The sequence below is a fragment of the Exiguobacterium sp. SH0S1 genome (genome assembly GCF_004337165.1).
Classification (GTDB): Bacteria; Bacillota; Bacilli; order Exiguobacteriales; family Exiguobacteriaceae; genus Exiguobacterium; species Exiguobacterium aurantiacum_A.
This window is the reverse complement of sequence record NZ_SJVC01000003.1, coordinates 17386-41481: the sequence shown is the minus strand read 5'-3', so window position 1 is coordinate 41481 and position 24096 is coordinate 17386. Positions and strand designations below refer to the sequence as shown.

The following is a 24096-nucleotide window of genomic DNA, read 5'->3' as shown; positions in this document are numbered from 1 at the left end:
CGACACAACGCTGTGTCGGCTCTTATTTGTATTTGTGGAGCAACGTTTGCGGGATATGGCAATAATCGTCCGGACAGCGTTCTAACCGGTCTTGATGCTCGTCCGCACTCCGTACGTAGTTCGTGAGCGGCAACACCTCGAGCGCAATTCGATCGACATCACGCCGTCTGTGGATAAACGCACGGGCCGCATCCACATGCCGAAGATCCTCGCTATAGACACCGGTCCGATACTTCTCCCCGACGTCCTCGCCTTGACGATTGACGCTATACGGGTCGATGATCTCAAACAAGTAATCCATCAATTCATCCATCGTAACGACTTCTGGGTCAAACGTTGTTTTAACGCATTCGGCGTAGCCATCATAGTCCCCATCAAGCGTGTTCGTCGTCCCGTTCGCACGTCCAGCTTCCGTTTCAATGACACCAGGTAGCGTCTTGATGAACGCCTGGACGCCCCATAGGCAACCTCCGGCTAAATAGATGGTCTCGATTAGAATCACTCCTTTTTCAAAAGCAGTATCATAAAAAATGCTGAGGTATGTTACCAAGGTAGCTTTAAATCCTTTACTTCTTCTTCCCATAGACTGTGGAGCTCATGTAGGACGTCCCTCGATAATTCACCTTCTGATGCAGAAATATTGTGTTGCAGTTGTGCAATATTTCTCGCCCCAGGAATGGTGGTAGACACTTCTTCGAAAGAGAGAACATATTGGAGTGCCGCTTGTACCATCGAGCGTTCTTCTCCAAGAATGAGACGAACTTTTTCTACCAATCGAGCTCTTCTCTGAATTTCTTCTTCACTCCATCTGTCCCGAATCCCGCTAAATTTACTATGACGATCATACTTTCCAGTTAGCCAACCTGAATCGAGTGGAATCTTGGCAATGATTCCGACGCCTTGTTGGTATGCCAGCTTGATTGACTCGGCTGGTTCCTGATGAAACATATTGAACATGACCTCAATCACCTGACTGTCGGTATGCTTGATTAATTCGGTCATTTCTTTTCCCGTATCAACCGAAGCCCCATACGCTTTAATTTTCCCTTCAGCTTTTAGCTGTTCTAGTAACTCAAACTGCGGAGATTCACTAGTTAGCGCTGAGAACGGAGGATTATGTAATAAGAGGCAGTCTAAATAATCGGTCTGTAATCTGCGTAAACTACTTTCGACAGATAACCGTAACTGCTCTGGTTCAAAGTTCAGCTCTCCATTTGAATGATGGCCGCCCTTACTACTAATGACGACTTGATCTCGTTTTCCTCTAACGGCTTTTCCGATCAACTCTTCACTTTTCCCGGCTCCATAGTTTGGTGCCGTATCAAAAAACGTGCAATCTTCATCCATTGCTTGTTCCACTAAATGGATCGCTTCTTCATCCGTCATCTTGCCCCAGTCTTTTTCATTACCTAACTGCCATGCTCCAAAGCCGATCTCCGATACTTCAATCCCTGAATGTCCCAATGGTCGTTTTTTCATTTTTAACATAATTAAGCGAGAATTCTCCCACCTCTAAGCGTCTGGGGCGAAGCCCAGCGTAGGTGGGAGATGAATCGCCCGTACATAAACCTTTTGGCCACCCCTGTGACAGATATGACGAACGGAAGTTCGTGATTCCGTCAGATTCCCCATCCCCCGTCGCGGGTATCGGAATGAGAAGAGAATCATCCTACTATCTGGTGGAAGGGAGGGGCAGACATGCTGAAGGGCTACAAATACAGGCTCCACCCGACGGCGGCACAGGCCGAGTTCCTCGTCAGGACGATCGGCTGCGCCCGCTTCGTCTACAACAAGCTGCTCGAGGACCGCATCACCATCCACGAGGAGGCGAAGGCTGGGACCGGCCCGAAGCGAAAACTGCCGACACCCGCCTCGTACAAGCCCCTGTTCCCGTTCCTCGCCGAGGCGGACAGCCTCGCGCTCGCGAACGCGAAGCTTCACCTCGACGCGGCGTTCGCGAAGTTCTTCGCCGGGACGGCCGGCTTCCCGGTGTTCAAGTCGAGACGGAAATCGCGCGCCTCCTACACGACGAACAACCAGCACGGCACGATCCGCATCGAGGGGGACCGGGTCCGGCTCCCGAAGGTCGGGTTCATCCGGTTCACACAGCACCGAATTTTCGACGGCGAGATCCGGTCGGCGACCGTGTCGATGACGAAGACGGGCAAGTTCTTCGTGTCGCTCCTCGTCGAGCAGCCCGACGAGCCCTGGGTCCCGGCCGAGCACAAAATCGGGATCGACCTCGGCCTCGGGCACTTCGCCGTCATGACGAACGACGCGCTCGTGACGGAGAAGGTCCCGAACCCGCGCAACCTGCGCGAGGCCGAGGAACGGCTGAGACGGGCGCAGCGCTCGCTCTCCCGCAAGAAGCCCGGCAGCCGGAACCGCGAGAAGGCGCGGCTCCTATTGGCCAAAAAGCATGAAAAGGTACGGAACCGCCGACATGACTTCCTCCACAAGCTGTCACGACGCATCGTCGACGAGAACCAAGTCGTCGTCGTCGAGACGCTGAAACCGAGGGAGATGATGCAGGACCGCCGCCTGGCGAGGTCGATCGGGGACGCCGGATGGGGCGAGTTCGTCCGCCAGCTCGCCTACAAATGCAGGTTCCACGGCCGCACACTGATCCAGGCCGACCCGTGGTTCGCCTCGACCCAGGTTTGTTCGGCCTGTGGCGAGAACGGCGGCAAGAAGGACCTGCACGTCCGCGAGTGGACATGCGCCGTATGCGGCACGCACCATGACCGCGACGTCAACGCGAGCCTCAACCTGTTGCGCCTCGCCGACTGAAACACTCCAGGGTAGGGACTGCCCGACGAGCTTGGTCCACAACCGTGGCTGGTCAAAGCACGGTCTTCCCAAGAAGCTCCCACTTCAAGTTGCGAAGCAAATAAGTGGTGAGTAGTTCACCCTTCCAACCTTTCTGTCTAGAAAGAGTTATCATCAAATGAGGGTTTTCAATTTATTATAGTGACTGATCCTTGGTGTTTCAATACACATAATTACTTCAGATAACTCCCAGTGATGGATACGATGTCTATGAATTCACTTTAGCTTTTTTTCACGCTTAAGACGGTCACAGTTATCAATATGATCGCCATTCCACATAGTTGAACAACGTTGAGTGTTTCACTGAGGAGAAAAAATCCAAAAGAGGACGCAGTGACTGGCTCGACCATAGCAATAACAGAAGCTGAAGTTGGCGACGTTTCCTCCAAACCCACTACGTATAAAAAGAAGGATAAACCCGCACCAAAGATCCCTAATAGAATCATCCAGAACCAGTCTGGTGAGTAAATGACGGATACTGCTTCATTCAAATCTGTGAAGAACAACATGATGAACGTAAACGTAAGAAAAGCGATTGCCAAAATCCCTTGTGGTTCTCCATGCTTTGAAGCATATTTAAAACCAAAAATAAACAACGCATATGATAGTCCAGCGCCTAGGCCCGCTAGAAGTCCAATCGTTGTAACCTGATCAGAGCCGACATTGTAAACTTCCGTCAGCAAGACGACACCAACCATCACGAAAGCGATTGCTATGAATTTGAAGAGAGACGGTTTTTCCAGATGAAATATAAACGAGATAAGGAGAACAAAGATAGGTGCCGTGTACATCAAGGCCGCCGCTACGGCGACGCTTGATTCTGAGATGCTAACAAAGTAAAAAACAAAGTTTCCTACTATCCCAATGCCTGCTACGACGGCCCAAAGGCATAAACGCTTGTTTAACCGGACTGGTCGAAATGCAAACCAAATTAGAAGACATATTAACCCTACAGTTCCTCTGTAAAAAGAAACGACCAAAGGGTCCCAACCTTTCTCCATTAAAAAACTGCCAAGTCCACCGGAGATACCCCATAAAATTGCCGATAAAGCCACTAACAACAGGCCCTTATTAAGCATATTATTACCTCCACATTCCTCATTTAATCTATGTGGAGGTAACTATACCTTTTAATCAAAAATTTATAACTTGATTTTGGTGCAGTTCTCGACTAAATTCTCATTTATTTATGGTACGGTTCATTCCGATTGATCCGATACGCCCGATAAATCTGCTCACATAACACGAGCTTCATCAATTGATGCGGGAACGTCATCTTCGAGAACGAGATCGTATCGTCCGACCGTTTCATGACGTCATCGGATAAGCCAAGCGACCCACCGATAACGAAGGCGATTTTGCTCTTGCCGTACGTTGCCAACTTGTCGAGCTCACGGGCGAATTCTTCACTCGTCCGCTGCTTGGCATCGATGGCGAGAGCGATGACGTGCGTGTCCGGACTGATTTTCGCCAAAATCCGCTCGCCTTCTTTTTGTTTTACTAGAAACATGTCGGCTTCACTCAAATGTTCGGGCGCTTTCTCGTCCGCAACCTCGATTTCATGCACTTTCGCGTATGCCGACAGACGCTTCGTGTACTCCGCAATTCCTAGTTTCAAATATTTTTCTTTTAATTTGCCGACCGTGATAATTGAAATATTCATCCAATTCTTCCTTTTTCCACAGTTTTTTCGGAGTTATCCATAGGGTTATCCACAGAGTTATCCACAAATCCACATGTTGACAATCATTTTTTGCTTGACACAACATATGTTGCGTCGGCTTCGCAGAACTCACATTTGACTTGTCCACTTGTGGATAGTTCTTCGAGTAACGGGTACTCCCCCGTCTCATCGACAATGATGTCTAAAGCGATTTCAACATGTTCCTTGCATACTTTTTTTTCCACAAATTTTCCTCCTTAAAAAAGAAGCGTCGCCGCTCCTTTACGTTGCTTCTGTTAATGTGGCCTCGGTCGTTTCTGCCTTGCCTCGCCGTGTATATTCGATGACGATGTTATCCCCGACCGCGGCGTCTCGGTACAAAGCGTCACGTAAATCGACGTAACGTTTAATCTCACGGTCGCCGATCTTCGTGATGACGTCCCCGACGCGAAGCCCCGCTTGTTCGGCCGGACTACCGGGTGTGATCGCTTCGACGAACACCCCGTCCTCTTTGTCAAAACTGATGCCGTATTCTTCCCGGACATTGCCCGGGACGGCGATGACTTCTTGGATCGTGACACCGAGCTGAGCCCGTGTCACCCGTCCGTCACGCTCGAGCATGTCGATGACCGGTAGCGCCACGTTGACCGGGATCGAGAAGCCGACCCCTTCGACGCTCGCTTCGGCGATCTTCATCGAGTTGATGCCGACGAGCTCACCGCGGATGTTGATGAGTGCCCCGCCCGAGTTGCCGGGATTGATGGCGGCGTCGGTCTGGATGACTTCGGCGTTATAGTCCATGAGACCGTCCGCGTTCGTATCGACCGGCACGGTCCGTTCGACACCACTGACGATACCACGCGTGACCGAGTTTGAAAAGACGCCGAGCGGGTTGCCGATCGCCATCACGGTCTCGCCGGCCTGTAGCACCGTCGAATCGCCGAGCACGATCGGATTGACGTCGATATTCTCCGGAAGTTTCACGGAGGCGACCGCCAAGTCGTTGAGCGGGTCTTCTCCTAAAATCGTGGCCGGGGCGACTTGCCCGTCGGCGAACGCGACGTTGATCTCGTCCGCTTCCTCGATGACGTGGAAGTTCGTGACGATGTACGCCGTGTCCCCGTCGACTTTATAAACGACACCAGAGCCCGCACCGGCCTCCCATTGCGAGTCCGAGGTGAAGGCGCGCTGGATGTTCGTGATGCTGACGACGGACGTCTTCGCGCCCGTGACGGCGGCCGTGATGTCCGACTCCGTGACGGTGACGGCTTGCTCGGTACGGACCAGCTCGTTTGTAACGAAACGAGAGGTCGGCGAATCCCAGAGCATCATCGCGAAAAAGAATAACGCCGCTCCTAAGAATCCGCCAACCCCTCCGAGTAATAACGGTTTTACATTCAGCCGTGGCTTATGGCGCACGTGTTCCTCTTGCTTCGGACGCCACTCGCTTCGGGATGGATAAGTCGATGGTGAATCGTTCATTGATGCTGCTTCGTGCTCTAAAGGTTCGACGTCTTGAGGTTCATACTCATGGTGTCTCTCTTCGTTCACGACGCGCCCCCCCTTCAGGACAGTGTTACCTGTCTTTTCCCAAGTTCGCTTATAAAGAAACGAGCGGACATGGGATTAATGGGTCGGTGTCATGCAATTTGATGCGTCCAAGATCGACGTCACGCATGCCGAGCGTCTGTGCGACGCTCATCTGCGCGAGTTCTTTCATATTGTTGTCTTTACTGAGGTGGGCCAAAAAGATCCGTTTCGTCCGCTCACCGATGACCTCGCTCATCGCGATGGCGGCGTCTTCGTTCGAGACGTGACCATAGTCCCCGAGGATGCGCCGTTTGACGCTCCACGGGTACCGTCCCATCTGTAGCATCGAGACATCATGGTTCGACTCAAAGATGAAGTCGTCCGCGCCGCGGATGAGCCCTTTCATCCGGTCCGAGACGTACCCGGTGTCGGTGATGTGGGCCAGCCGCTTGCCGTCATGGGCGAACTGATAAAACATCGGGTCGGCCGCATCGTGGCTGACGTTGAACGACTCGATCTCGATGTCCCCGAACTGTTTGACGTCACCGACCTCGAAATGAAACTTCAAGGCCGGGTCGATCTTCCCGATTTTGTCTTCCATCGCTGCCCACGTCTTCGTGTTCGCGTAGATCGGCAAGTTGTACTTTCGGGCGAGGATCCCGACTCCTTTAATATGGTCGGAGTGCTCATGTGTGACGAGCAGTGCGTCGATACCCTCGAACGACTGGCCGATGTCTGTGATGCGTTGCTGCATCGCCTTGCCGGTCAATCCGGCGTCGACGAGCAATTTCGCCCGGTCCGTCTCAATATAGAGCGCGTTACCGGTCGAACCGCTCGCGAGCACACTGTAGCGTAAAGTCACTCGATCACTCCTTTCAGTCTTCTAAATTAAATTCAACCCGTTCGACCGTCCCATCGATGGCGTTGACGAAATACACGTTGTCGTCGATGGCGATCGACCAGAGCGGCGGCATGATGATCAAACTGCCGGAACTGTCGAGCGGTAAGCTATAAAACCCGGTGTTGATGGCGCGCATCTCTTGGTTCGGCTGGAAGTACTTCCGGGCCGCGAGTTGCGAGATCGCCTCGCTCGCCGTCAAGACGAGGTCGTCTTGCGATTTCGACGACAAGTTCGTCAAATGGCGCTGCTTGTAGTCCGTCACTTCGTAGTTTTCATTCAATTGAAGCAATAACAGGGACGGACCGATATATGTCTCCGTGTCCGCCTCGATTTCCGGGTTCGAGAAAATCTTATTGTTTTCATACGTCTGAACGAACGCGAGTTGGCGCGTCTCTTGGTCAAACCGCCAGTAGGCGTACTCTGACCCGAACGGCACGTAATCGGTGACGAATGTCGACGCCGTCGTCCGCAAGTCGTTCTCGTCGAGTGGGACGGCTTGTTTGAGCTCGACTTCAAGCTGCATGTTGTCGAGCGTCGTCGCTAATTGTACTTCACGATTTTTCGTGATCATCGACGCCGACATCTGCTCAGACGAGCCGGTCAAATAACCAATATCCCGTCCCATCCGTGGCAATTTCGATGCGTCGACGTCACGTTGGTCCAAGATTTGGGCGATTGACGTGTTATCGCTCGTCACAACCTCGGTCGCCCACGTTTCCGTCAAGAGCTGGAACAACAAGTAGATGTTCAGCGCGAGGAAGGCGAAGATTAAAATCGTTTTCGCTTTACTCCAATCCACGGTACATCATCCTCTCTGTCCAATCTTCCGGCTTGTCGTAAGGGATCCATCTCCCGGCTTCACGGACGAACCAGTTCGGGGAGAACGTGACGTAACGACTCGCGTCTTCATTGTATTCGATCTCATAACCGAGACGAATCTCGGTCACGTTTTCGAACCGATCTGCGTTGACGAGCGTATCGATGACGTCTTGCCCGTCCGCAAGCTGTGTCGTCCCGACCGAGATCAACCGGTCGATTTCGAGATGGTGACGCGTGATGGACCGGACTTGTGCCCCGTCGTTTTCAACGCGCAGTGTAGATAAGTCGATCGCATCGTTGTTGATAAACGCATCACGCTGGCTAAAGACAGGGTGCCCTTTCACGTGAAACCGAAACACGGTCGTCTCAAAGCCTTTGTTCGCTGGTGTGATCGCATCGAAACGAAGGGACAGACCTTGACTCTCTGACGTCTCATCGACCCAGCCACCATGAAAGTTGACGAAGTCGACAATCGTATCAAGCCCGATCGCCGACTCGCGCTCGGTGCTATTACGTGACAAGTTGCGATAGCGGCTCGCGTTCAACGTCGCGTCATACTCGGCGACGCTGATCCCGTTCGTGAGTGCGCCGATCGAACTCGCTGGATCGACTTCTTGAACGTTCGGGTCACCAGGGAAGAACGTATCGCGCATCCAATCAAGGCGTGCCGAGATTTGGATTTGTGAGACGTCATACGCGAACAGCTCGTTCATCTCAGGCCCGACGACCGGGATATAGTTGACCCGCTCGTCCGTGTACGTGACCCGTTGCATCGCGCGGTTCGAATCTTTTAAGAACAAACTATTGACGTCCCCTTGTCCGGCTTTAGAGAGCCGACCTTCCCACAGCGACTGATCGCTCATGATCGCCCGGACTTTCCAGACGTTGTCGTCCATGAAGATGAGCGCCCGTTGCGGTACTTTCCCTGACAGGCTGTAAGACCCGGGCAGAATGTAACTGAGCGTGTCCGCATAGTATGGTTCCGGTAAAATCAGTTCAACTGCCTCGTTGACACCGGCATACAAGCTCGGTACGTTTTTGGCGGCGAGCGGTTTAAACTCGTTCGCCTCGAACGCATCGCGAATGACCCGAGCGATTTGCTTCGGCGTGTTCTTCGTCGCAAAGACAGCGTTGTTCTCGTGGACGACCGTCTGGGTTGGCACGATAATTTGCCTCGCCTGACGTTGCAGCGACTCGTCCACCGTCGCCACTTGGGTCTCGGATTGGACCGATTGATACTTCGGATGGTAATCCCAAAGGATGACCGTTTGGACGATGGACGTGACGATCAAGGTAAGCAAGACGAGCGATTTCACCAGCTCTGGCTTCGCCCAGAAACGTTTTCGTCCCATCAGTCATTCACCTCCACGATCGTATCGAACGGGATGGTGAAGTAAATCGTCGTCCCACGTCCAAACTCGCTCTCCGCCCAAATGTCGCCACCGTGGGCTGAAACGACTTCCTTGGCAATCGACAGACCGAGTCCGGTCCCGCCGATATTTCGCGCTCGGGCCTTGTCGACCCGATAGAACCGTTCAAAGATTTTCTTCAAGTTCGACTTCGGAATCCCGACACCTTCATCTTTGATGCCGATGACGAGACGTTTCGCCCGTAGCATCGTCCGGAACGTGATCGTCCCGCCTTCTGGCGAGAACTTGACCGCGTTCGTGATGATGTTGTCGATCACTTGCGTCATCTTATCTTGATCGGCGTGCACGTAGACGCGACGCTTCATGAGCTTCCGGCGGAACTGGATCGTTTCGCCTTTCGTCATCTCATGGCGCTCGATGATATCGTTGAAAAATTGGATGAAGTCAAACTTCACTTTTTGCATCGTATACTCTTTACTGTCCATCTTCGAGAGCTGGAGTAAATCGTTGACGAGACGAATCATCCGTTCGGTCTCGTTTTGAGTCGTCTCAAGGAACCGCGGTGCGAGCTCATCATCTTTGTACGCGCCCTCGGCGAGCACTTCGAGATAGCTCCGCATCGTCGTGAGCGGCGTCCGCAGCTCGTGGCTGACGTTGGCGACGAACTCACGGCGGTCTTGTTCGACTTGCTCTTGCTCGGTCACGTCGTGCAAGACGACGATGAGACCAGTGATCGGACCGCTATGTTTTTGAATTGGTGAGAAGTAGGCGCGGACGAGGAACAGTTCTTCGTCCGTACTGAGATCGATCAATTTCGCCGGCATCGTCCCGTCTTCCGGGATGACGATCTCATCGTCAAACTCGAGCAGGCTCTGCAGGTTCGACCCCATCGCATCTTCTTCGGCGACACCAATCATATCGCGGGCCTGGTCGTTCATGAGGATGACCCGGAGCGAACGGTCGGTCGCGACGACACCGTCCGACATGTTCTCTAATACACTTGTCAACCGGCGTCGTTCCGCCTCGGTCGTCGCGTTCGCTTCCATCAGTTCATCGGTCAGTTCGTTAAAGGCGTAAGCGAGTTGCCCGACCTCATCGTCGGAATAGACTTTAACTTTCCGCGAGAAGTTTCCTTTTCGCATCTCGACGGCTTGACGACGCATGTCCGCAATCGGCCGCGTGATCGTCCGTGACAGCAAAATTCCGAGGATGGACGTGATGATCAAGGCGATGAGCGTACCGGTCGCAAGGATCCTCGTCACTTGCTCCATCTGGTTGTAAATCGATTGCATCGACGCCTCGATATAGATCATCCCGGTCGTCGTCCCATCGACCTCGGATTTGATCGGGACGGCGACGACGCGCATCCGCTCGTTCGAGTCTTCATAGACGAGCGTCTCTTGCGCACCGCTTGTCGCGAACGATTTTTGAATGAATGAACTCGCCGTCCGTTGTCCGACGAGGCTTTGGTTATTTTGGTTCGAAGTCGCCCGGACGACACTGTTCGTGTCGATAATTTGGACTTCGCGAATATCGTCAGCTAACGTCGTGCTCTCCGTAAACTCAGACAGCAGTTGATCCAGTACCTGGTTCAACTGCTGATCAGTAGTCGAGTCACCGCCGTTCGATGCGATCCCTTCACTGACGTTGTAGCTCAGAAGGTTGGCCCGATCGACGAGCGACTGCGAGAAGTTGTTGATGTATTGTCGTTCGAGGGAGCGTACGAAGTACACTCCGATGACTTGCATCGCAACAAGGATGAGCAGCGCATAGATGACGACGAGCTTCCACTGGATAGATTTAAAGAAGTTCGTCCGTTTCATCGTTTAGTCTTCTTCTCCCGCTTTTAAATAGTACCCGACACCGCGGCGCGTAATAATATACGTCGGCGTGCTCGGGCTGTCCTCGACCTTCTCCCGCAAACGGCGGACCGTCACGTCGACCGTACGCACGTCTCCGAAGTAGTCGTAACCCCACACCGTCTGAAGCAAATGCTCGCGCGTCATCACTTGGCCGATGTTTTGGGCCAGGTAATGGATGAGCTCGAATTCACGGTGCGTCAGTTCAATCTTCTCTTCGCGTTTCGTGACCATGTATGAATCCGGATGAATCGTCAAGTCACCGATCACGATATCGTTCGCGTTGGCGCCTTTCGCTTCGACAGCCGGTGCCGTCGCGTGACGACGCATGTTCGCTTTGACGCGGGCTAAGAGCTCGCGTGAGCTGAACGGCTTCGTGACGTAGTCGTCGGCGCCGAGTTCGAGGCCGAGTACTTTGTCGATCTCTGAGTCTTTCGCCGTCAACATGATGATCGGCATATCATACTTCTTACGCACTTCACGACACACTTCCATGCCGTCTTTGAGCGGGAGCATGATGTCGAGCAAGATCAAATCAGGTTTGACCTCCTCGACTTTCACGAGTGCCTCTTCCCCGTCATAAGCGACGTGGACGACATAGCCCTCTTTTTCAAGTTTAAACTTCAATATATCAGCGATTGGTTGTTCGTCATCTACCACTAAAATCGTACGATCCATTCAGTGAGTCCTCCTCTATCGTTAAACGTACACGTCCTATTGTAACTCTTTTTCAATGGGTTAGAAAGCGTGGTCCATTTCCACGGAAATGAAAAAAGAGCCGCGAGGGCTCTTAGTCTTATGCTTCGTAGATGTCACGCAAGATGACTGTCTGTTCACGCGCCGGTCCGACCGAGAACGTCAACAGTTCGATGCCCGTCAACGCTTCGATGCGCTTGACATAGCGCTGTGCGTTCACCGGCAAGTCTTCGAACTTGCGGACCCCTGTGATGTCTTCCGTCCAGCCCGGGAGCTCTTCAAACACCGGCTCACACTTCTCGAGGACGCGGAAGTTAGGCGGGTACTCATCGAGGAGCTTGCCTTCGTACTCGTACGCCGTACAAATTTTAAGCGTCTCAAGACCTGTCAACACGTCGATCGAGTTGAGGCATAGGTCAGTGATGCCGCTGACACGACGCGAGTGGCGGACGACGACCGAGTCGAACCAACCGACACGGCGCGGACGTCCTGTCGTCGTACCGTACTCCTTACCGACTTCACGGATCATGTGACCGATCTCGTCATCGAGCTGGGTCGGGAACGGGCCGTCTCCGACGCGCGACGTGTACGCTTTACAGACGCCGACGACGTGGTCGATCTTCGAAGGTCCGATTCCGGCACCGCTCGATACCCCGCCTGACGCCGCGTTCGACGATGTGACGAACGGGTACGTCCCGTGATCGATGTCTAACAGCACACCTTGTGCGCCTTCGAATAGGATTTTCTGTTCTTCGTCGAGCGCATCGTTCAACACGACCGATGTATCACACACGTACTTGGCAAACTGTTGGCCGTACGCATAGTATTCTTCAAAGATATCATCGAACTCGACCGCGTCGACTTCATACATCTTGACGAACATCCGGTTTTTAATTGCGAGGACCGTCTTCAGTTTCTCGGCGAACACTTCCTTGTCGAGCAGGTCAGCGATCCGGATCCCGATCCGTGCCGCTTTGTCCATGTAACAAGGGCCGATCCCTTTGAGTGTCGTCCCGACTTTCGCGTCACCTTTCGCATCTTCTTCAAGCTTGTCTTGAAGCTGGTGATACGGCAAGATGACGTGGGCCCGGTTTGAGATGCGGAGGTTGTCCGTGCTCACGCCGCGCTCATGTAAGTATGCAAGCTCTGTAATGAGTGACTTCGGGTTGACGACCATTCCGTTCCCGATGACACATGTCTTGTCCGAATAGAAGATCCCCGATGGAATCAAGTGAAGTTTATACTTCGTATCATTGAAGACGATCGTATGACCAGCGTTGTCTCCCCCTTGATAACGCGCGACGACGTCGGCTTGTTTAGACAAGAAATCGGTGATCTTCCCTTTTCCTTCATCGCCCCACTGCGTTCCCACTACGACTACTGATGACATAATGAATCCTCCTTGTAGATAAACGTTCTGTTCAAACCATTGGTAAGTGTACACTTGCCACTTCAGAAAGTCAACCTAATACCGAACGATAATTTTATGTATTACCCTTTCGTTCGTTATTGACTCGCATTCAATTACTATTTCCCCGATTCTACAAAAAAACACCACCGATCTCACATCGGTGGTGCGAAAGCTTGCGTCTCCATGTTGACGAACTTGTTGTACTCTTTCCGGAACGAGAGTTTGACCGTCCCGGTCGGACCGTTACGCTGTTTGGCGATGATGATCTCGATCGTGTTGGCATCTTCACTCTCTTTATCGTAATAGTCGTCCCGGTACAAGAAGGCGACGATATCGGCATCTTGCTCGATCGCTCCGGATTCCCGGATATCCGACATCATCGGCCGTTTGTCTTGACGGCTCTCTACGCCACGCGAGAGCTGCGACAAGGCGATGACCGGTACTTGGAGTTCCCGGGCGATCGCTTTGAGCGTACGCGAGATCTCAGAGACTTCTTGTTGCCGGTTCTCGCCCGGTTTGCCGGTCCCGACAATGAGCTGCAAGTAGTCGATCATGATCATGCCGAGACCGTACTCTTGCTTCAAGCGGCGGCATTTGGCCCGAATCTCGTTGACGCGAAGACCTGGTGTATCGTCGATAAAGATACCGGCCTGTGATAACGACGACATCGCGAGCGATAGCCGTCCCCAGTCCTCAGACTCGAGTCGACCGGTCCGCAGACGCTGCGCGTCGATATTGCCTTCCGCACAGAGCATCCGCATGACGAGTTGTTCAGCACCCATCTCAAGACTAAAGATGGCGACGTTCTCGCCCGTACGAACCGCGACGTTTTGCGAGATGTTGAGGGCGAAGGCCGTCTTCCCGACAGAAGGACGGGCAGCCACGATGATGAGGTCGTTACGCTGGAACCCGGCCGTCATCTTGTCGAGGTCACTAAAGCCGGTCGCGATCCCCGTGATCTCACCGCTCGATTGATGCAGCTTCTCAATCGTCGAATAGGCATCCGACAAAACCGAACCGATCGAATGGAAACTCGATTGGCCTTTCCGTTGCGAAACTTTTAAAATGTTTCGCTCGGCATCAGATAGGACCGCATCGACTTCGTCTTGACGCTCGTATCCGTCCGAGACGATATTCGTCGCCGTCCGGATGAGACGCCGGAGCGCCGCCTTTTGATCGACGACGTTCAAATAGTACCCGATGTTCCCGATGGCAGGAACCGCCTCGGCGATTTCGGCCAAGTAGTTCAATCCACCGATCTCATCGAGGATTCCTTGTGATTGGAGCTCCGAACTGAGCGTGACCAAGTCGACGAGTTCCCCGCGGTCGTTGATCTTCAGCATCGCTTCGAAGATCCGTTGATGGCTGACACGATAAAAGTCGTCCGGGTCGACTCGTTCCGAGGCCGTGATCAGCCGGTCAGAATCGAGAATAACTGCCCCAAGGACGGCTTGTTCCGCCTCAACGCTATGTGGCGGAGTATTGACTTGAATCGCATCACTCATTCGTTTCTACCTCGCCTTCAAGCTTCTTGAACATGTACGTTTAACAGTGCCGTGACGTCATGGTGCAACTTCACGGGCACTTTTGTGAAACCGAGCGCTTTGATCGGATGTTCAAGTTCGATTTTACGCTTATCGATCTTGTAGCCCATCCCTTTGAGCGCTTCACCGATCTGTTTGCTCGTTACCGAGCCGAAGACACGGCCGCCTTCGCCTGATTTCGTCTTGACGACGATCGTCTCTTTTTCAAGCTTGTCTTTCAACTGTTGCGCGGCTTTCAGCTCTTCTTCGGCTGCTTCCTCGGCACGGCGTTCTTTCGCTTGAAACGCCTTCAAGTTGCCTGGTGTCGCTTCGACTGCCAAGTTTTGCTTGAAGAGTACGTTTTTTGCGTAAGCATCGGCGACGTTTTTCACGTCCCCTGCCTGTCCTTGACCTTTAACATCTACTTTTAAAATGACTTTCATTCCGATTCCTCTCCCTCGTTTTCATCTGTCGTGTAATGATCGATCGCTTCTTTTAAAAGCTGCTTCGCCTCGTCGCGACCCACGTTCAACTGCGTGGCCGCGTTCGTCAAGTGGCCGCCTCCGTCGAGCATCTCCATGATGACTTGAACGTTGACGTCACCGAGCGAACGGGCACTGATTCCGGTCCGACCGTCTGGCAAGATGGCGATGACGAACGACGCCTTGACGCCTTCCATGTTCAGGAGTTGGTCCGCCGATTGGGCGATCAACACTTGATGATGGGCCTCGTCGTCTGAAGCGACCGCGATTGCCATACCGCCTGCATAAATGTCGGTATTCTCTAGAATATGCGACTGTTCGATATAAGAATCGAGGTCTTGCCGCATGAAATGTTGGACGAGCACGGTGTCCGCTCCTTGAATCCGGAGGAATGAAGCGGCATCAAACGTCCGCGACCCGGTCCGGAGCGTGAACCCTTTCGTATCGACCATGATTCCGGCAAGGAGCGACGTCGCCTCTAAAATCGACAGTTTGCGGGTACCCGCTTGATATTCAATCAACTCTGTCACGAGTTCACACGTCGACGACGCGTAAGGTTCCATGTAGACGAGCACCGGGTCCTCGATAAACTCTTCGCCGCGACGATGATGGTCGATGACGACGACTCGTTCGGCCCGGTCTAAAAGATCCCGTGAGATGACGAGTGAGGGACGATGCGTGTCAACGATGACGAGAAGTGTTTGGTCATCGATGAGCGGTTGCGCCTCAAACTCCGTCAAAAAGCGGCTGTACAAGTCTTCATCATTCTCGACTTCATGGACGAGCCGTTGAATCCCGACACTCGTCTCGCCGGCCGGGATGACGACGTACGCCTCACGACCGACAAACTCAGCGAGCTTCATGATTCCAATCGATGCGCCGAGCGAATCCATGTCCGGGTTTTTATGTCCCATGATGAGGACACGGCTCGACTCTCGAATCAAATCACGCATCGAGTTCGAGATGACGCGGGCACGTACCCGCGTCCGTTTCTCGGTCGGATTCGTCTTGCCGCCGAAGAAGCGGACTTTTCCGTTATGACGTTTGACGACGACTTGGTCACCGCCGCGTCCGAGCCCTAAATCGAGGCTCGATTGGGACAAGTTGCCGAGTTCGGTCAGCGTCGTCTCGCCGCAGCCGATACCGATTGAGAGCGTGAGCGGAATTTTATGTTCCTTCGTCGCTTCCCGTACCTCATCAAGAATCGAGAAGCGATTGTTCTCGAGTTCCGAGAGCGTTCGTTCGTTCATGACGAGGAAAAACCGGTCGGCAGCCGTCCGCCGCATATAAATGTGATATTTTTGCGCCCACTGGTTCAAGAGAACGGTCACACGGCGGTTGATTTCGCTGCGGACCTGTTCATCGACGGCAGTCGACATCTCATCGTAGTTGTCTAAGTAGAGGACGCCGATCACTGTCTGCGTTTCAGAGTACTTCTGTTCAATCTCCGCCTCGTCCGTCATATCGAACAAGTACAGCGTTTGATATTCCTTATTGTACAGGACACGGTATACACGGTCCCCGACTTCAATCGTCGCCTCGTCCTCTTCCTCCTCGATCAACTCCGTAAAGGCCGAATGAATCGAGTCGATCGAGATGCCCAGTTCCATCTCAAGTTCAAAGATGAGTCGGGACTGTTCATTGAACCAACTGATGCGCCGGGTCTCATCGAATATGAGAATCCCGATCGGCATACTCGTGAGCGCTTCTTTGCCGACATCCTCAATCCGATGTGAGAGCGAGTGGACATAACGTTCCCACGCTTTGCGTTCTCGCCGGATCGTCACTTGCTGATACGTGAAGAAGATCAGCGTGCCCACGAACAGGGTGATTGCCGCCACAATGCTGTAGAACGCCAATCCTAACGAAACGAGCATTCCAATCACATACGGAATCGCGTAACGTGCGTATTGGTTCTTCACTGATGTTATTGCTTCACCACTGTGCATGTGTGCCTCCTAAAATGAGTGCCTAGCACTCATGATGTCTAAATGGTTTCTGCTCTATCATACCATATCTGCCGGTTTCACTTACACTCCTACGTGGAGACAGAAAACAAAAAAACGACTTACCCCAAAGGATAAGCCGTGTGTCAAATATTACTCTGCAACGTATGGAAGCAAAGCCATTTGACGTGAACGCTTGATAGCGACAGTAAGTGGACGTTGGTATTTCGCTGAAGTACCAGTCACACGACGTGGAAGAATTTTCCCACGCTCTGAAACGAAGCGCTTGAGCAATTCTACGTCTTTATAATCGATATGAGTGATGTTGTTCGACGTAAAGAAACATACTTTACGACGACGACGACCTCCTGGACGACGTGCCATGTGAAGACCTCCTTTATTAGTTTAGTTTCGAATCGACGCGATCAAAATGGTAGATCGTCATCCGATAAGTCGATTTTGCCGCCACCCGAGAACGGATCTGCTTCAAAACCTTTGTTTGAAGATTGGTTTGAAGATTGGTTTGAGGACTGAGATGAAGTCGAAGAAGCGGCTGCGCCCCATCCTGATCCACTTGACTCACCACCACCGAAAACATCTCCCGCTGGTGCTGTATCACGTTGCGCTGAGGCACCGCGTGGTTCAAGGAAGCGTACGCTATCTGCTACGACTTCTGCCCGGTAACGACGTTGGCCATCTTGACCCTCGTAACTACTGATTTGAAGGCGACCGTCTACGCCGGCCATGCTGCCTTTTTTCAAATATTGCGCCACGTTCTCTGCTTGTTTGCGCCAAACGACACAATCAATAAAGTCCGCCTCACGCTTCCCATCTTGTCCAGTAAATGGACGATCGCAAGCGAGAGTGAAGCGAGTTACGGCGATTCCGCTCTGCGTATAACGCATTTCTGGATCGCGTGTCAATCGACCAACTAACACAACTCGGTTAATCATCTCAAAGCTCCCCTTTCACAATATGAAGCGTCAAGAATCAACGCTCATCTTTAGTTGTCATTTGACGGACAACGTCATCAGAGATCTTCATGAGACGCTCTGTTTCTTGGATCGCTTTAGGTTCAGCAGTGATGCTAAGAAGAACATAGTATCCTTCGCGCATTTTGTTGATCTCGTAAGCGAAACGACGTTTACCCATATCTGTTGTTTTTTCAACAGTACCTCCGTTTTCAGTGATGACGTTGTTAAAACGTTCAACCAACGCTTTTTTAGCTTCCTCATCAACTGATGGACGGATAATGTAAAGTAGTTCATATTTACGCATTATCTTTCACCTCCTCTTGGACTAGCGGCTCCTACCGGTTGCAGGAGCAAGGAGCAAACAATTGTTTTACTCACGTCATAATATACTATCAAACTTATTCACATTTTACAATACGTTTCAAGGAAATGTCTTAAACATTGAAGCGGAACGTGACTACGTCGCCATCTTCGAACACATATTCTTTACCTTCTGAACGCAACTTGCCTTGCTCTTTGACGAGTGCCATGTTGCCGGCAGCCGACAAGTCTTCGTACGAGACGACTTCTGCCCGGATGAATCCGCGCTCAAAATCCGAATGGATGACGCCGGCACACTGAGGAGCCTTCATCCCTTGTTTGAACGTCCAAGCACGGACTTCTTTCTCACCTGCCGTGAAGTATGTGGCGAGACCTAGCGTCGAGTACGCGGCATGGATCAGCTGATCGAGGCCAGACTCTTCAATCCCGAGGTCTTGTAAGAACTCAAGGCGCTCTTCTGGCTCAAGCTCAGAAATTTCTTCCTCGATGCGCGCGCAGATGACGATCACTTTCGCATCTTCCGTCGCGGCGTGTTCACGTACGGCTTGCACGTACTTGTTGTTGTCCGAGTCTGCGACTTCGTCTTCGCTCACGTTCGCGACGTAAAGCATCGGTTTCATCGTCAACAGTTGGAAGTGTTTGACGATCGCGAGTTGGTCTTCCGTCAATTCGGCTACACGGGCCGGGCGCTCTGATTCGAGGACCGCTTGGACAATCTCGAGTGCTTCAAGTTCTTGGGCGGCCCCTTTATCTTTTGACTTCACCATTTTTTGAACGCGCGTGATGCGCTTGTCGACAAGTTCGAGGTCCGCCAAGATGAGCTCGAGGTTGATTGTCGTGATGTCATCGATCGGCGATACTTTACCGGCGACGTGGGTGATGTTGTCATCTTCAAAACAACGGACGACTTGGCAAATCGCGTCCACTTCACGGATGTTGGCTAGGAACTTGTTCCCGAGCCCTTCTCCTTTTGATGCTCCTTTGACGATTCCAGCGATATCTGTAAATTCGAACGCTGTCGGTACCGTCTTCTTCGGTTTGACGAGTTCCGTCAACCGGTCCAGACGTGTGTCCGGTACTTCGACGACTCCGACGTTCGGGTCGATTGTAGCAAACGGATAGTTGGCCGCTTCTACACCTGCTTGCGTGATAGCGTTAAATAATGTCGATTTCCCGACGTTCGGTAACCCGACGATTCCTGCTGTTAATCCCACTTATATTTCCTCCTCATCCGGCGTTTCCCGGGAAATGTTGATCCGTCTGTGGAGTGGGTACGTTCAGTACACCACACCGTCACATCCTTCACAATTATAGATAGTCCTCGATTAAACCGCAACTCACGGTTGCAACATAGAGAAGAACGCCACTTATTCAGCGGCGTTCTCTTGTTTAAGCACTTTTTTCAAACGTTTGTCAAAGTCACGTCGCGGCATTAAGACGCTCGCTCCGCAGCCTTGACATTTGATTCTGATGTCCATCCCGACCCGTGTGACTTGCCAACGGTTCGTCTGACAAGCGTGTGGTTTCTTCATCTCTACAAAATCGTTTAACTCATACGATTTAGCCTGCATTTTCGGGCGCTCCTTTAGTCGAAGTGGTTGGAGGCATCATGACCGTGCGTGGATATGGAATTTCAATCCCGCGCTCATCAAGTCCGGCCTTCAACTCTTTATGCAAAATCCGGCCTGCCGCGAAATGTTGCGTCGGCGGCACTTCGGCCATGAGACGGTACACGACTTCCGACGGTCCGAGCGACTGCACGCCTGCGAGTGTGATCGGTTCGATGAACAGATCGTAATACTTTTCCTCGACCGCTTTCGCGATTTCTTTCAGCGCTTTTTCGACCCCTTCTACCTCTTCCTCATAAGCGACCCCGATATCGACGACAGCGACGCTGTTCTCAAGCGAGTAGTTCGTCACTTGCATGATTTGACCGTTCGGAATGATCGTCACTTGTCCGTTCAATCCTCTAAGTTTCGTCGTCCGGATGCCGACTTCAATGACGGTCCCGTCGACTTGTTGGTTCAAGTTCACATAGTCCCCGTTCTTGTACTGGTTCTCAAAAATAATGAACGCGCCTGTGATGACGTCTTTGACCAAGTTTTGGGCACCGAACGAGATGGCGAGACCCGCGACCCCGGCCGATGCGATCAAACCAGCGATATTGACCCCGAATTGACCGAGTACGGTCAAAATCATAATGAGCCCGATCACATAACGGATCGTGTTTTGCGCCAGTTTCAAAAGCGTTTCATTTTGTCGTTGCGCCACGATGTTATCTTCATGGATTTTACGTAACGTGAAAACGCGCTGGACCATCGACGTCAATATTCTTGTCGCCGCATACAACGCCACGATGATGAGCACGACCCCGGTCAGCTTAATCCCAAGGGCGATCCACATCTCTGTATCTTGAAAATACGCGACGAAGCGGTTGACGTTATTAATCGTCTCGTCGGCCACCGTACTTAAATCTGTTTCTGTATTCTGTGAAGCCATGTTGTCACCTCTAAAGTCATATATTCTAACCCATCAAACCACAATTGATGACTTTTCTCAAACCCTACATCCGGACGTTATAAGTTTCCTTGTTCCGGGAATGGGTTAATACGATATCCTTCCGCAAATGCAACTAGATCACAAACAGCTTAGAAGAGAGGATGAGATTCATGCCGTTTCGCCTAAAACCTCATAAACCATACTCTTTCTTCATCGAACATACTGAACGGAGTGGATCCAAACTTTTTGCTGACCAGCTTCACGAACAGTTGGCGAGCGAGACACACCGTCCGATCGTTCTCGTCTGCATCGGATCCGACCGTTCGACCGGAGATTCGCTCGGTCCCCTCGTCGGTACGTTTCTCGAGGAAAAAATGGTTCGGAACTTGCACGTCTACGGGACACTCACGAAACCGGTCCACGCATTAAACCTAGTAGAAACACTCCATGAGATTCAGACACGCTTTCACCGTCCGCTCATCATCGCCATCGATGCCTGCCTCGGCCGCTTATCGAGCGTAGGTTACGTCTTCTTCTCGGAAGGCCCGCTCGCACCGGGCGCTGGCGTTCAAAAAGAACTCCCCTCGGTCGGCGAATACAACATCAAGGCGGTCGTCAACGTGAGCGGCTTCATGGAGATGATGATTCTACAAAACACGCGTCTCCACCTCGTTTACGAACTGGCGCGCTTCGTCACCGCCGGATTCGTCGAATTCGATTCGCGAATCGGAAACATCCACCATGAAGAGGCTGCGTTCACAAGACTTCGTCAATCACGTGACGAATCAAAATCTTGAGGTGACAACAGCGTCAACAAATGTTCCAAGTCTTCCTGCGAAAAATATTTCAACTCGAGGACGCCGCCTTTTCGACGTGACCGAATCGAGACATCCATTTGAAGACGTTCCGCAAGCACGGCCTCGACGGCTTCGACGTCTGAGTCTGAGCGTTTGAGCGTCTTTTTTTCTGTGCGCTCTTTTTGCAAATGGCGCTCGAGCCGGCGGACCGTCCACTGCTCAGCAATGACACGTCGCGCGATTTGTTCCATCGCCGCCTCCGACTTCATGCCGGTGATGGCACGGGCATGACCCATCGTCAGTTCTCCGACCATGACCGCGTGTTGGACCGCGCTCGGCAGTCTCAGGAGCCGGAGGCTGTTCGTCACATGGCTCCGGCTCTTCCCGACACGTGCGGCGAGCTGTTGTTGCGTCAGCCCTAATGTCTGCATGAGTTGCTCATAGGCGAGCGCTTCTTCGATCGCGTTCAAATCAGCCCGTTGGATGTTCTCGATTAGCGCGAGCTCCATGACCCGATCCGAGTCGGCCGTAACGACGAGCGCCGGAATGTCTTCCTTCCCGGCAAGCCGCGCCGCCTGATAGCGCCGCTCCCCAGCGATGATCTCATAATAGCCGCTCGCCTTACGGACGACGATGGGCTGTAAGACACCGTACCGTTCAATCGATTGTCGCAACTCTTCTAGCTTCTCGGCTTCGAATTGCTTCCTTGGTTGGTTCGGGTTGGGACGGATAAATTTGAGCGCTAACTTTTCCATCGTGACGCCTCCTTGTTCATGATTTATAAAAAAAGCACGAGCTCACTTTTGTGGCCGCGCTTTTGGGATTCGGATTCGAATTTCAACAAACTCTTCTTCATCGACTTCTTCGGTTTGAACTTCGATACCGGTTTTCCCGATCAAATCAATCGAGTCACGGATCGTGTTGATCGCGATTCGAGTGTCTCGGGCAAAACTTTTCGTCCGCCGGCGTTGCTTCTTCGGTTTCCGTTTTTCTTCTTCGATCGGTGTCGTCAAGAACGCGACACGCTGTTCCGTCTCTTTGACGTTATAGTCTTCTTCAAGGATCTCCGTGAGTACTTGAATTTGCAGCAACTCTTCTTTGAGCGGCAAGAGCGCCCGGGCATGTCGTTCGTTGATTTGACGGTCACGTAAACATTGTTTGACGTCGTTCGGCAGCTTCAAGAGGCGTAACTTGTTCGCGATTGTCGACTGGCTCTTACCAAGGCTCTTCGCGAGCGCGTCTTGCGTCAACTGTTTCATCGACAACAACCGGTCATACGCTTCCGCTTCTTCAATCGGGCTAAGCTGTTCGCGTTGTAAGTTTTCGATGAGCGCCAAGGCGGCCGTTGTATCGTCATCCATGTCACGGACGATAGCCGGAATGACGGACCATCCTAACGATTTGACCGCACGAAAACGACGCTCCCCAGCGATGATCTCATAGCGGTCCCCTTCCGCCTTACGAACAACGATCGGCTGAAGCAATCCGTGCTCTTCGATCGTGACGGCCAACTCTTCAATCTTAGCCGGTTCAAATACTTTACGCGGTTGATAACGGTTTGGAAGAAGTAATGCTAAAGCGATTTCTTGGACCGTGTCGTTCGGTTTAACTTGCGTCATTTCCGTGACGGCCACTTCTTGACGACTTCCGAACAGTTTAGCAAATGTTTTCTTCAACGTCGGCACCCCTTTATGTAAAAAATAAGCAGATTCCACCACTGGAATCTGCTTTTAGTTTCACGTGAAACAAGAATACTCAGATTAGCGGCTCTTTCGCCGGCGTTCCCGCTTTACGCGGATATTTCCCGGGCGTTTTACGTAATTTATCTACAATTACGATATTACGCTCACTCATCTCTCCTGGCAATAGGAACTGGTGTGTCGCTTTTACTTTCCCACCGAGCACCGCCAAGGCATTCTTCGCGTCCACAAGTTCGTCGGAAACTTTCGCGGCCTTGAGCGCCACGAACGTTCCGCCGACTTTTGCGAGCGGTAGACAGTACTCGGCGAGCACCGTCATCCGCGCGACGGCACGGGCCGTCACGACATCAAATTGCTCACGGAATTTTTTATTTTTCCCGAACTCTTCGGCGCGTCCGTGGTGGAACGCGACGCCATCTAGCTCGAGAGCGAGGGCGAGTTCGTTCAAGAACGTGATGCGCTTGTTGAGCGAATCGACAATCGTCACATGTAAGTGCGGGAACAAGATTTTGAGCGGTAAGCTCGGGAATCCTGCCCCGGCGCCGACGTCACATACCGTCTCGACGGTCGTGAAGTCGAAATGAAACGCAGCGCTCAGCGAATCGTAGAAATGCTTCAAATATACTTCTTCTTTATCCGTGATTGCCGTCAAATTCATCTTCTCGTTCCATTCGACGAGCATCTCGAAATACCGTTCGAACTGGGCGAGTTGTTTCTCGCTCAGTTCGAACCCTTCTGCCTGTAAGGCTTCAATAAATTGGGATTGATTCATCGTT

At 52.2% G+C, this 24096-nt stretch carries 26 protein-coding genes; 2 read left to right on the top strand and 24 right to left on the bottom strand.

Annotated features, from left to right (window positions below):
* Nucleotides 1-22: 22 nt before the first annotated feature.
* Complete coding sequence (locus tag EVJ20_RS09330; protein ID WP_131466105.1) at nt 23-493, bottom strand: peptide-methionine (S)-S-oxide reductase; 471 nt, start codon at nt 491-493, stop codon at nt 23-25.
* Between the two features lie 50 nt (nt 494-543).
* Nucleotides 544-1488: an aldo/keto reductase gene (locus EVJ20_RS09325; RefSeq protein ID WP_236636356.1), complete on the bottom strand. Its 945-nt coding sequence runs from the start codon at nt 1486-1488 to the stop codon at nt 544-546.
* Nucleotides 1489-1698: 210 nt separating this feature from the next.
* On the opposite strand from EVJ20_RS09325, the gene EVJ20_RS09320 reads away from it, so the two are divergent.
* A complete protein-coding gene (locus EVJ20_RS09320; RefSeq protein WP_131466050.1) occupies nt 1699-2790 on the top strand; it encodes an RNA-guided endonuclease TnpB family protein in 1092 nt (363 codons plus the stop codon).
* A 260-nt stretch (nt 2791-3050) separates the two neighbouring features.
* Here EVJ20_RS09320 and EVJ20_RS09315 read toward each other — a convergent pair whose 3' ends face one another.
* The 19 genes from EVJ20_RS09315 to EVJ20_RS09225 form a co-directional block, all read right to left on the bottom strand.
* Nucleotides 3051-3908: a DMT family transporter gene (locus EVJ20_RS09315; RefSeq protein WP_131508006.1), complete on the bottom strand. Its 858-nt coding sequence runs from the start codon at nt 3906-3908 to the stop codon at nt 3051-3053.
* 104 nt (nt 3909-4012) lie between these two features.
* Nucleotides 4013-4492, bottom strand: a complete 480-nt coding sequence (gene rlmH / locus EVJ20_RS09310) for a 23S rRNA (pseudouridine(1915)-N(3))-methyltransferase RlmH (RefSeq protein ID WP_016509065.1) — start codon at nt 4490-4492, stop codon at nt 4013-4015.
* Nucleotides 4493-4575: 83 nt separating this feature from the next.
* On the bottom strand, nt 4576-4737 hold the full coding sequence (locus tag EVJ20_RS09305) for a CxxH/CxxC protein (RefSeq protein WP_070329353.1): 162 nt from the start codon (nt 4735-4737) through the stop codon (nt 4576-4578).
* A 37-nt stretch (nt 4738-4774) separates the two neighbouring features.
* On the bottom strand, nt 4775-6043 hold the full coding sequence (locus EVJ20_RS09300; RefSeq protein ID WP_070329352.1) for a S1C family serine protease: 1269 nt from the start codon (nt 6041-6043) through the stop codon (nt 4775-4777).
* Nucleotides 6044-6092: 49 nt separating this feature from the next.
* Nucleotides 6093-6884 carry an MBL fold metallo-hydrolase gene (locus tag EVJ20_RS09295; protein WP_070329351.1) on the bottom strand — a complete coding sequence of 264 codons (792 nt, stop codon included), beginning with the start codon at nt 6882-6884 and terminating at the stop codon, nt 6093-6095.
* Between the two features lie 13 nt (nt 6885-6897).
* On the bottom strand, nt 6898-7722 hold the full coding sequence (locus EVJ20_RS09290) for a two-component system regulatory protein YycI (RefSeq protein WP_070329350.1): 825 nt from the start codon (nt 7720-7722) through the stop codon (nt 6898-6900).
* A complete protein-coding gene (gene yycH / locus EVJ20_RS09285; protein WP_131466048.1) occupies nt 7709-9094 on the bottom strand; it encodes a two-component system activity regulator YycH in 1386 nt (461 codons plus the stop codon). Before yycH ends, EVJ20_RS09290 begins: the two co-directional genes overlap by 14 nt.
* The gene (walK, locus tag EVJ20_RS09280) at nt 9094-10935 is read right to left on the bottom strand and encodes a cell wall metabolism sensor histidine kinase WalK (RefSeq protein ID WP_131508004.1); all 1842 of its coding nucleotides are present in this window, start codon (nt 10933-10935) and stop codon (nt 9094-9096) included. The genes yycH and walK overlap by 1 nt, the downstream gene beginning before the upstream one ends.
* A gap of 3 nt (nt 10936-10938) precedes the next feature.
* A complete protein-coding gene (gene yycF, locus EVJ20_RS09275) occupies nt 10939-11649 on the bottom strand; it encodes a response regulator YycF (protein ID WP_070329347.1) in 711 nt (236 codons plus the stop codon).
* Nucleotides 11650-11767: 118 nt separating this feature from the next.
* Nucleotides 11768-13057 (bottom strand): adenylosuccinate synthase, encoded by a 1290-nt coding sequence (locus tag EVJ20_RS09270; RefSeq protein ID WP_070329346.1) that lies wholly within the window; start codon nt 13055-13057, stop codon nt 11768-11770.
* A gap of 173 nt (nt 13058-13230) precedes the next feature.
* Complete coding sequence (gene dnaB / locus EVJ20_RS09265) at nt 13231-14583, bottom strand: replicative DNA helicase (protein WP_070329345.1); 1353 nt, start codon at nt 14581-14583, stop codon at nt 13231-13233.
* Between the two features lie 17 nt (nt 14584-14600).
* A complete protein-coding gene (gene rplI, locus EVJ20_RS09260; protein WP_070329344.1) occupies nt 14601-15044 on the bottom strand; it encodes a 50S ribosomal protein L9 in 444 nt (147 codons plus the stop codon).
* On the bottom strand, nt 15041-17032 hold the full coding sequence (locus EVJ20_RS09255; RefSeq protein ID WP_070329343.1) for a DHH family phosphoesterase: 1992 nt from the start codon (nt 17030-17032) through the stop codon (nt 15041-15043). Before EVJ20_RS09255 ends, rplI begins: the two co-directional genes overlap by 4 nt.
* A gap of 150 nt (nt 17033-17182) precedes the next feature.
* A complete protein-coding gene (gene rpsR, locus EVJ20_RS09250) occupies nt 17183-17413 on the bottom strand; it encodes a 30S ribosomal protein S18 (protein ID WP_015880232.1) in 231 nt (76 codons plus the stop codon).
* Nucleotides 17414-17454: 41 nt separating this feature from the next.
* A complete protein-coding gene (ssb, locus tag EVJ20_RS09245; protein ID WP_070329342.1) occupies nt 17455-17982 on the bottom strand; it encodes a single-stranded DNA-binding protein in 528 nt (175 codons plus the stop codon).
* A gap of 37 nt (nt 17983-18019) precedes the next feature.
* Nucleotides 18020-18307: a 30S ribosomal protein S6 gene (gene rpsF, locus EVJ20_RS09240; protein WP_016509090.1), complete on the bottom strand. Its 288-nt coding sequence runs from the start codon at nt 18305-18307 to the stop codon at nt 18020-18022.
* Between the two features lie 130 nt (nt 18308-18437).
* Entirely contained in the window at nt 18438-19538 is a 1101-nt protein-coding gene (ychF, locus tag EVJ20_RS09235; RefSeq protein ID WP_131466044.1) for a redox-regulated ATPase YchF, read from the bottom strand.
* A 153-nt stretch (nt 19539-19691) separates the two neighbouring features.
* Entirely contained in the window at nt 19692-19895 is a 204-nt protein-coding gene (locus EVJ20_RS09230; protein WP_016509068.1) for a DUF951 domain-containing protein, read from the bottom strand.
* Entirely contained in the window at nt 19885-20823 is a 939-nt protein-coding gene (locus tag EVJ20_RS09225) for a mechanosensitive ion channel family protein (protein WP_131466042.1), read from the bottom strand. The genes EVJ20_RS09230 and EVJ20_RS09225 overlap by 11 nt, the downstream gene beginning before the upstream one ends.
* Nucleotides 20824-20993: 170 nt before the next feature.
* Here EVJ20_RS09225 and yyaC point away from each other — a divergent pair, with 170 nt between their 5' ends.
* Complete coding sequence (gene yyaC / locus EVJ20_RS09220; RefSeq protein WP_070329339.1) at nt 20994-21620, top strand: spore protease YyaC; 627 nt, start codon at nt 20994-20996, stop codon at nt 21618-21620.
* On the opposite strand, the gene EVJ20_RS09215 is transcribed toward yyaC, so the two are convergent.
* The 3 genes from EVJ20_RS09215 to rsmG all read right to left on the bottom strand — a co-directional run bounded on the left by EVJ20_RS09215 (nt 21593) and on the right by rsmG (nt 24092).
* Nucleotides 21593-22375, bottom strand: coding sequence for a ParB/RepB/Spo0J family partition protein (locus tag EVJ20_RS09215; protein WP_131490462.1), 783 nt, complete (start codon nt 22373-22375; stop codon nt 21593-21595). The two genes, yyaC and EVJ20_RS09215, sit on opposite strands and share 28 nt — an antisense overlap.
* Nucleotides 22376-22417: 42 nt before the next feature.
* Nucleotides 22418-23296, bottom strand: coding sequence for a nucleoid occlusion protein (gene noc / locus EVJ20_RS09210; RefSeq protein WP_070329337.1), 879 nt, complete (start codon nt 23294-23296; stop codon nt 22418-22420).
* A gap of 79 nt (nt 23297-23375) precedes the next feature.
* Entirely contained in the window at nt 23376-24092 is a 717-nt protein-coding gene (gene rsmG, locus EVJ20_RS09205) for a 16S rRNA (guanine(527)-N(7))-methyltransferase RsmG (RefSeq protein WP_071398682.1), read from the bottom strand.
* Nucleotides 24093-24096: the final 4 nt, after the last annotated feature.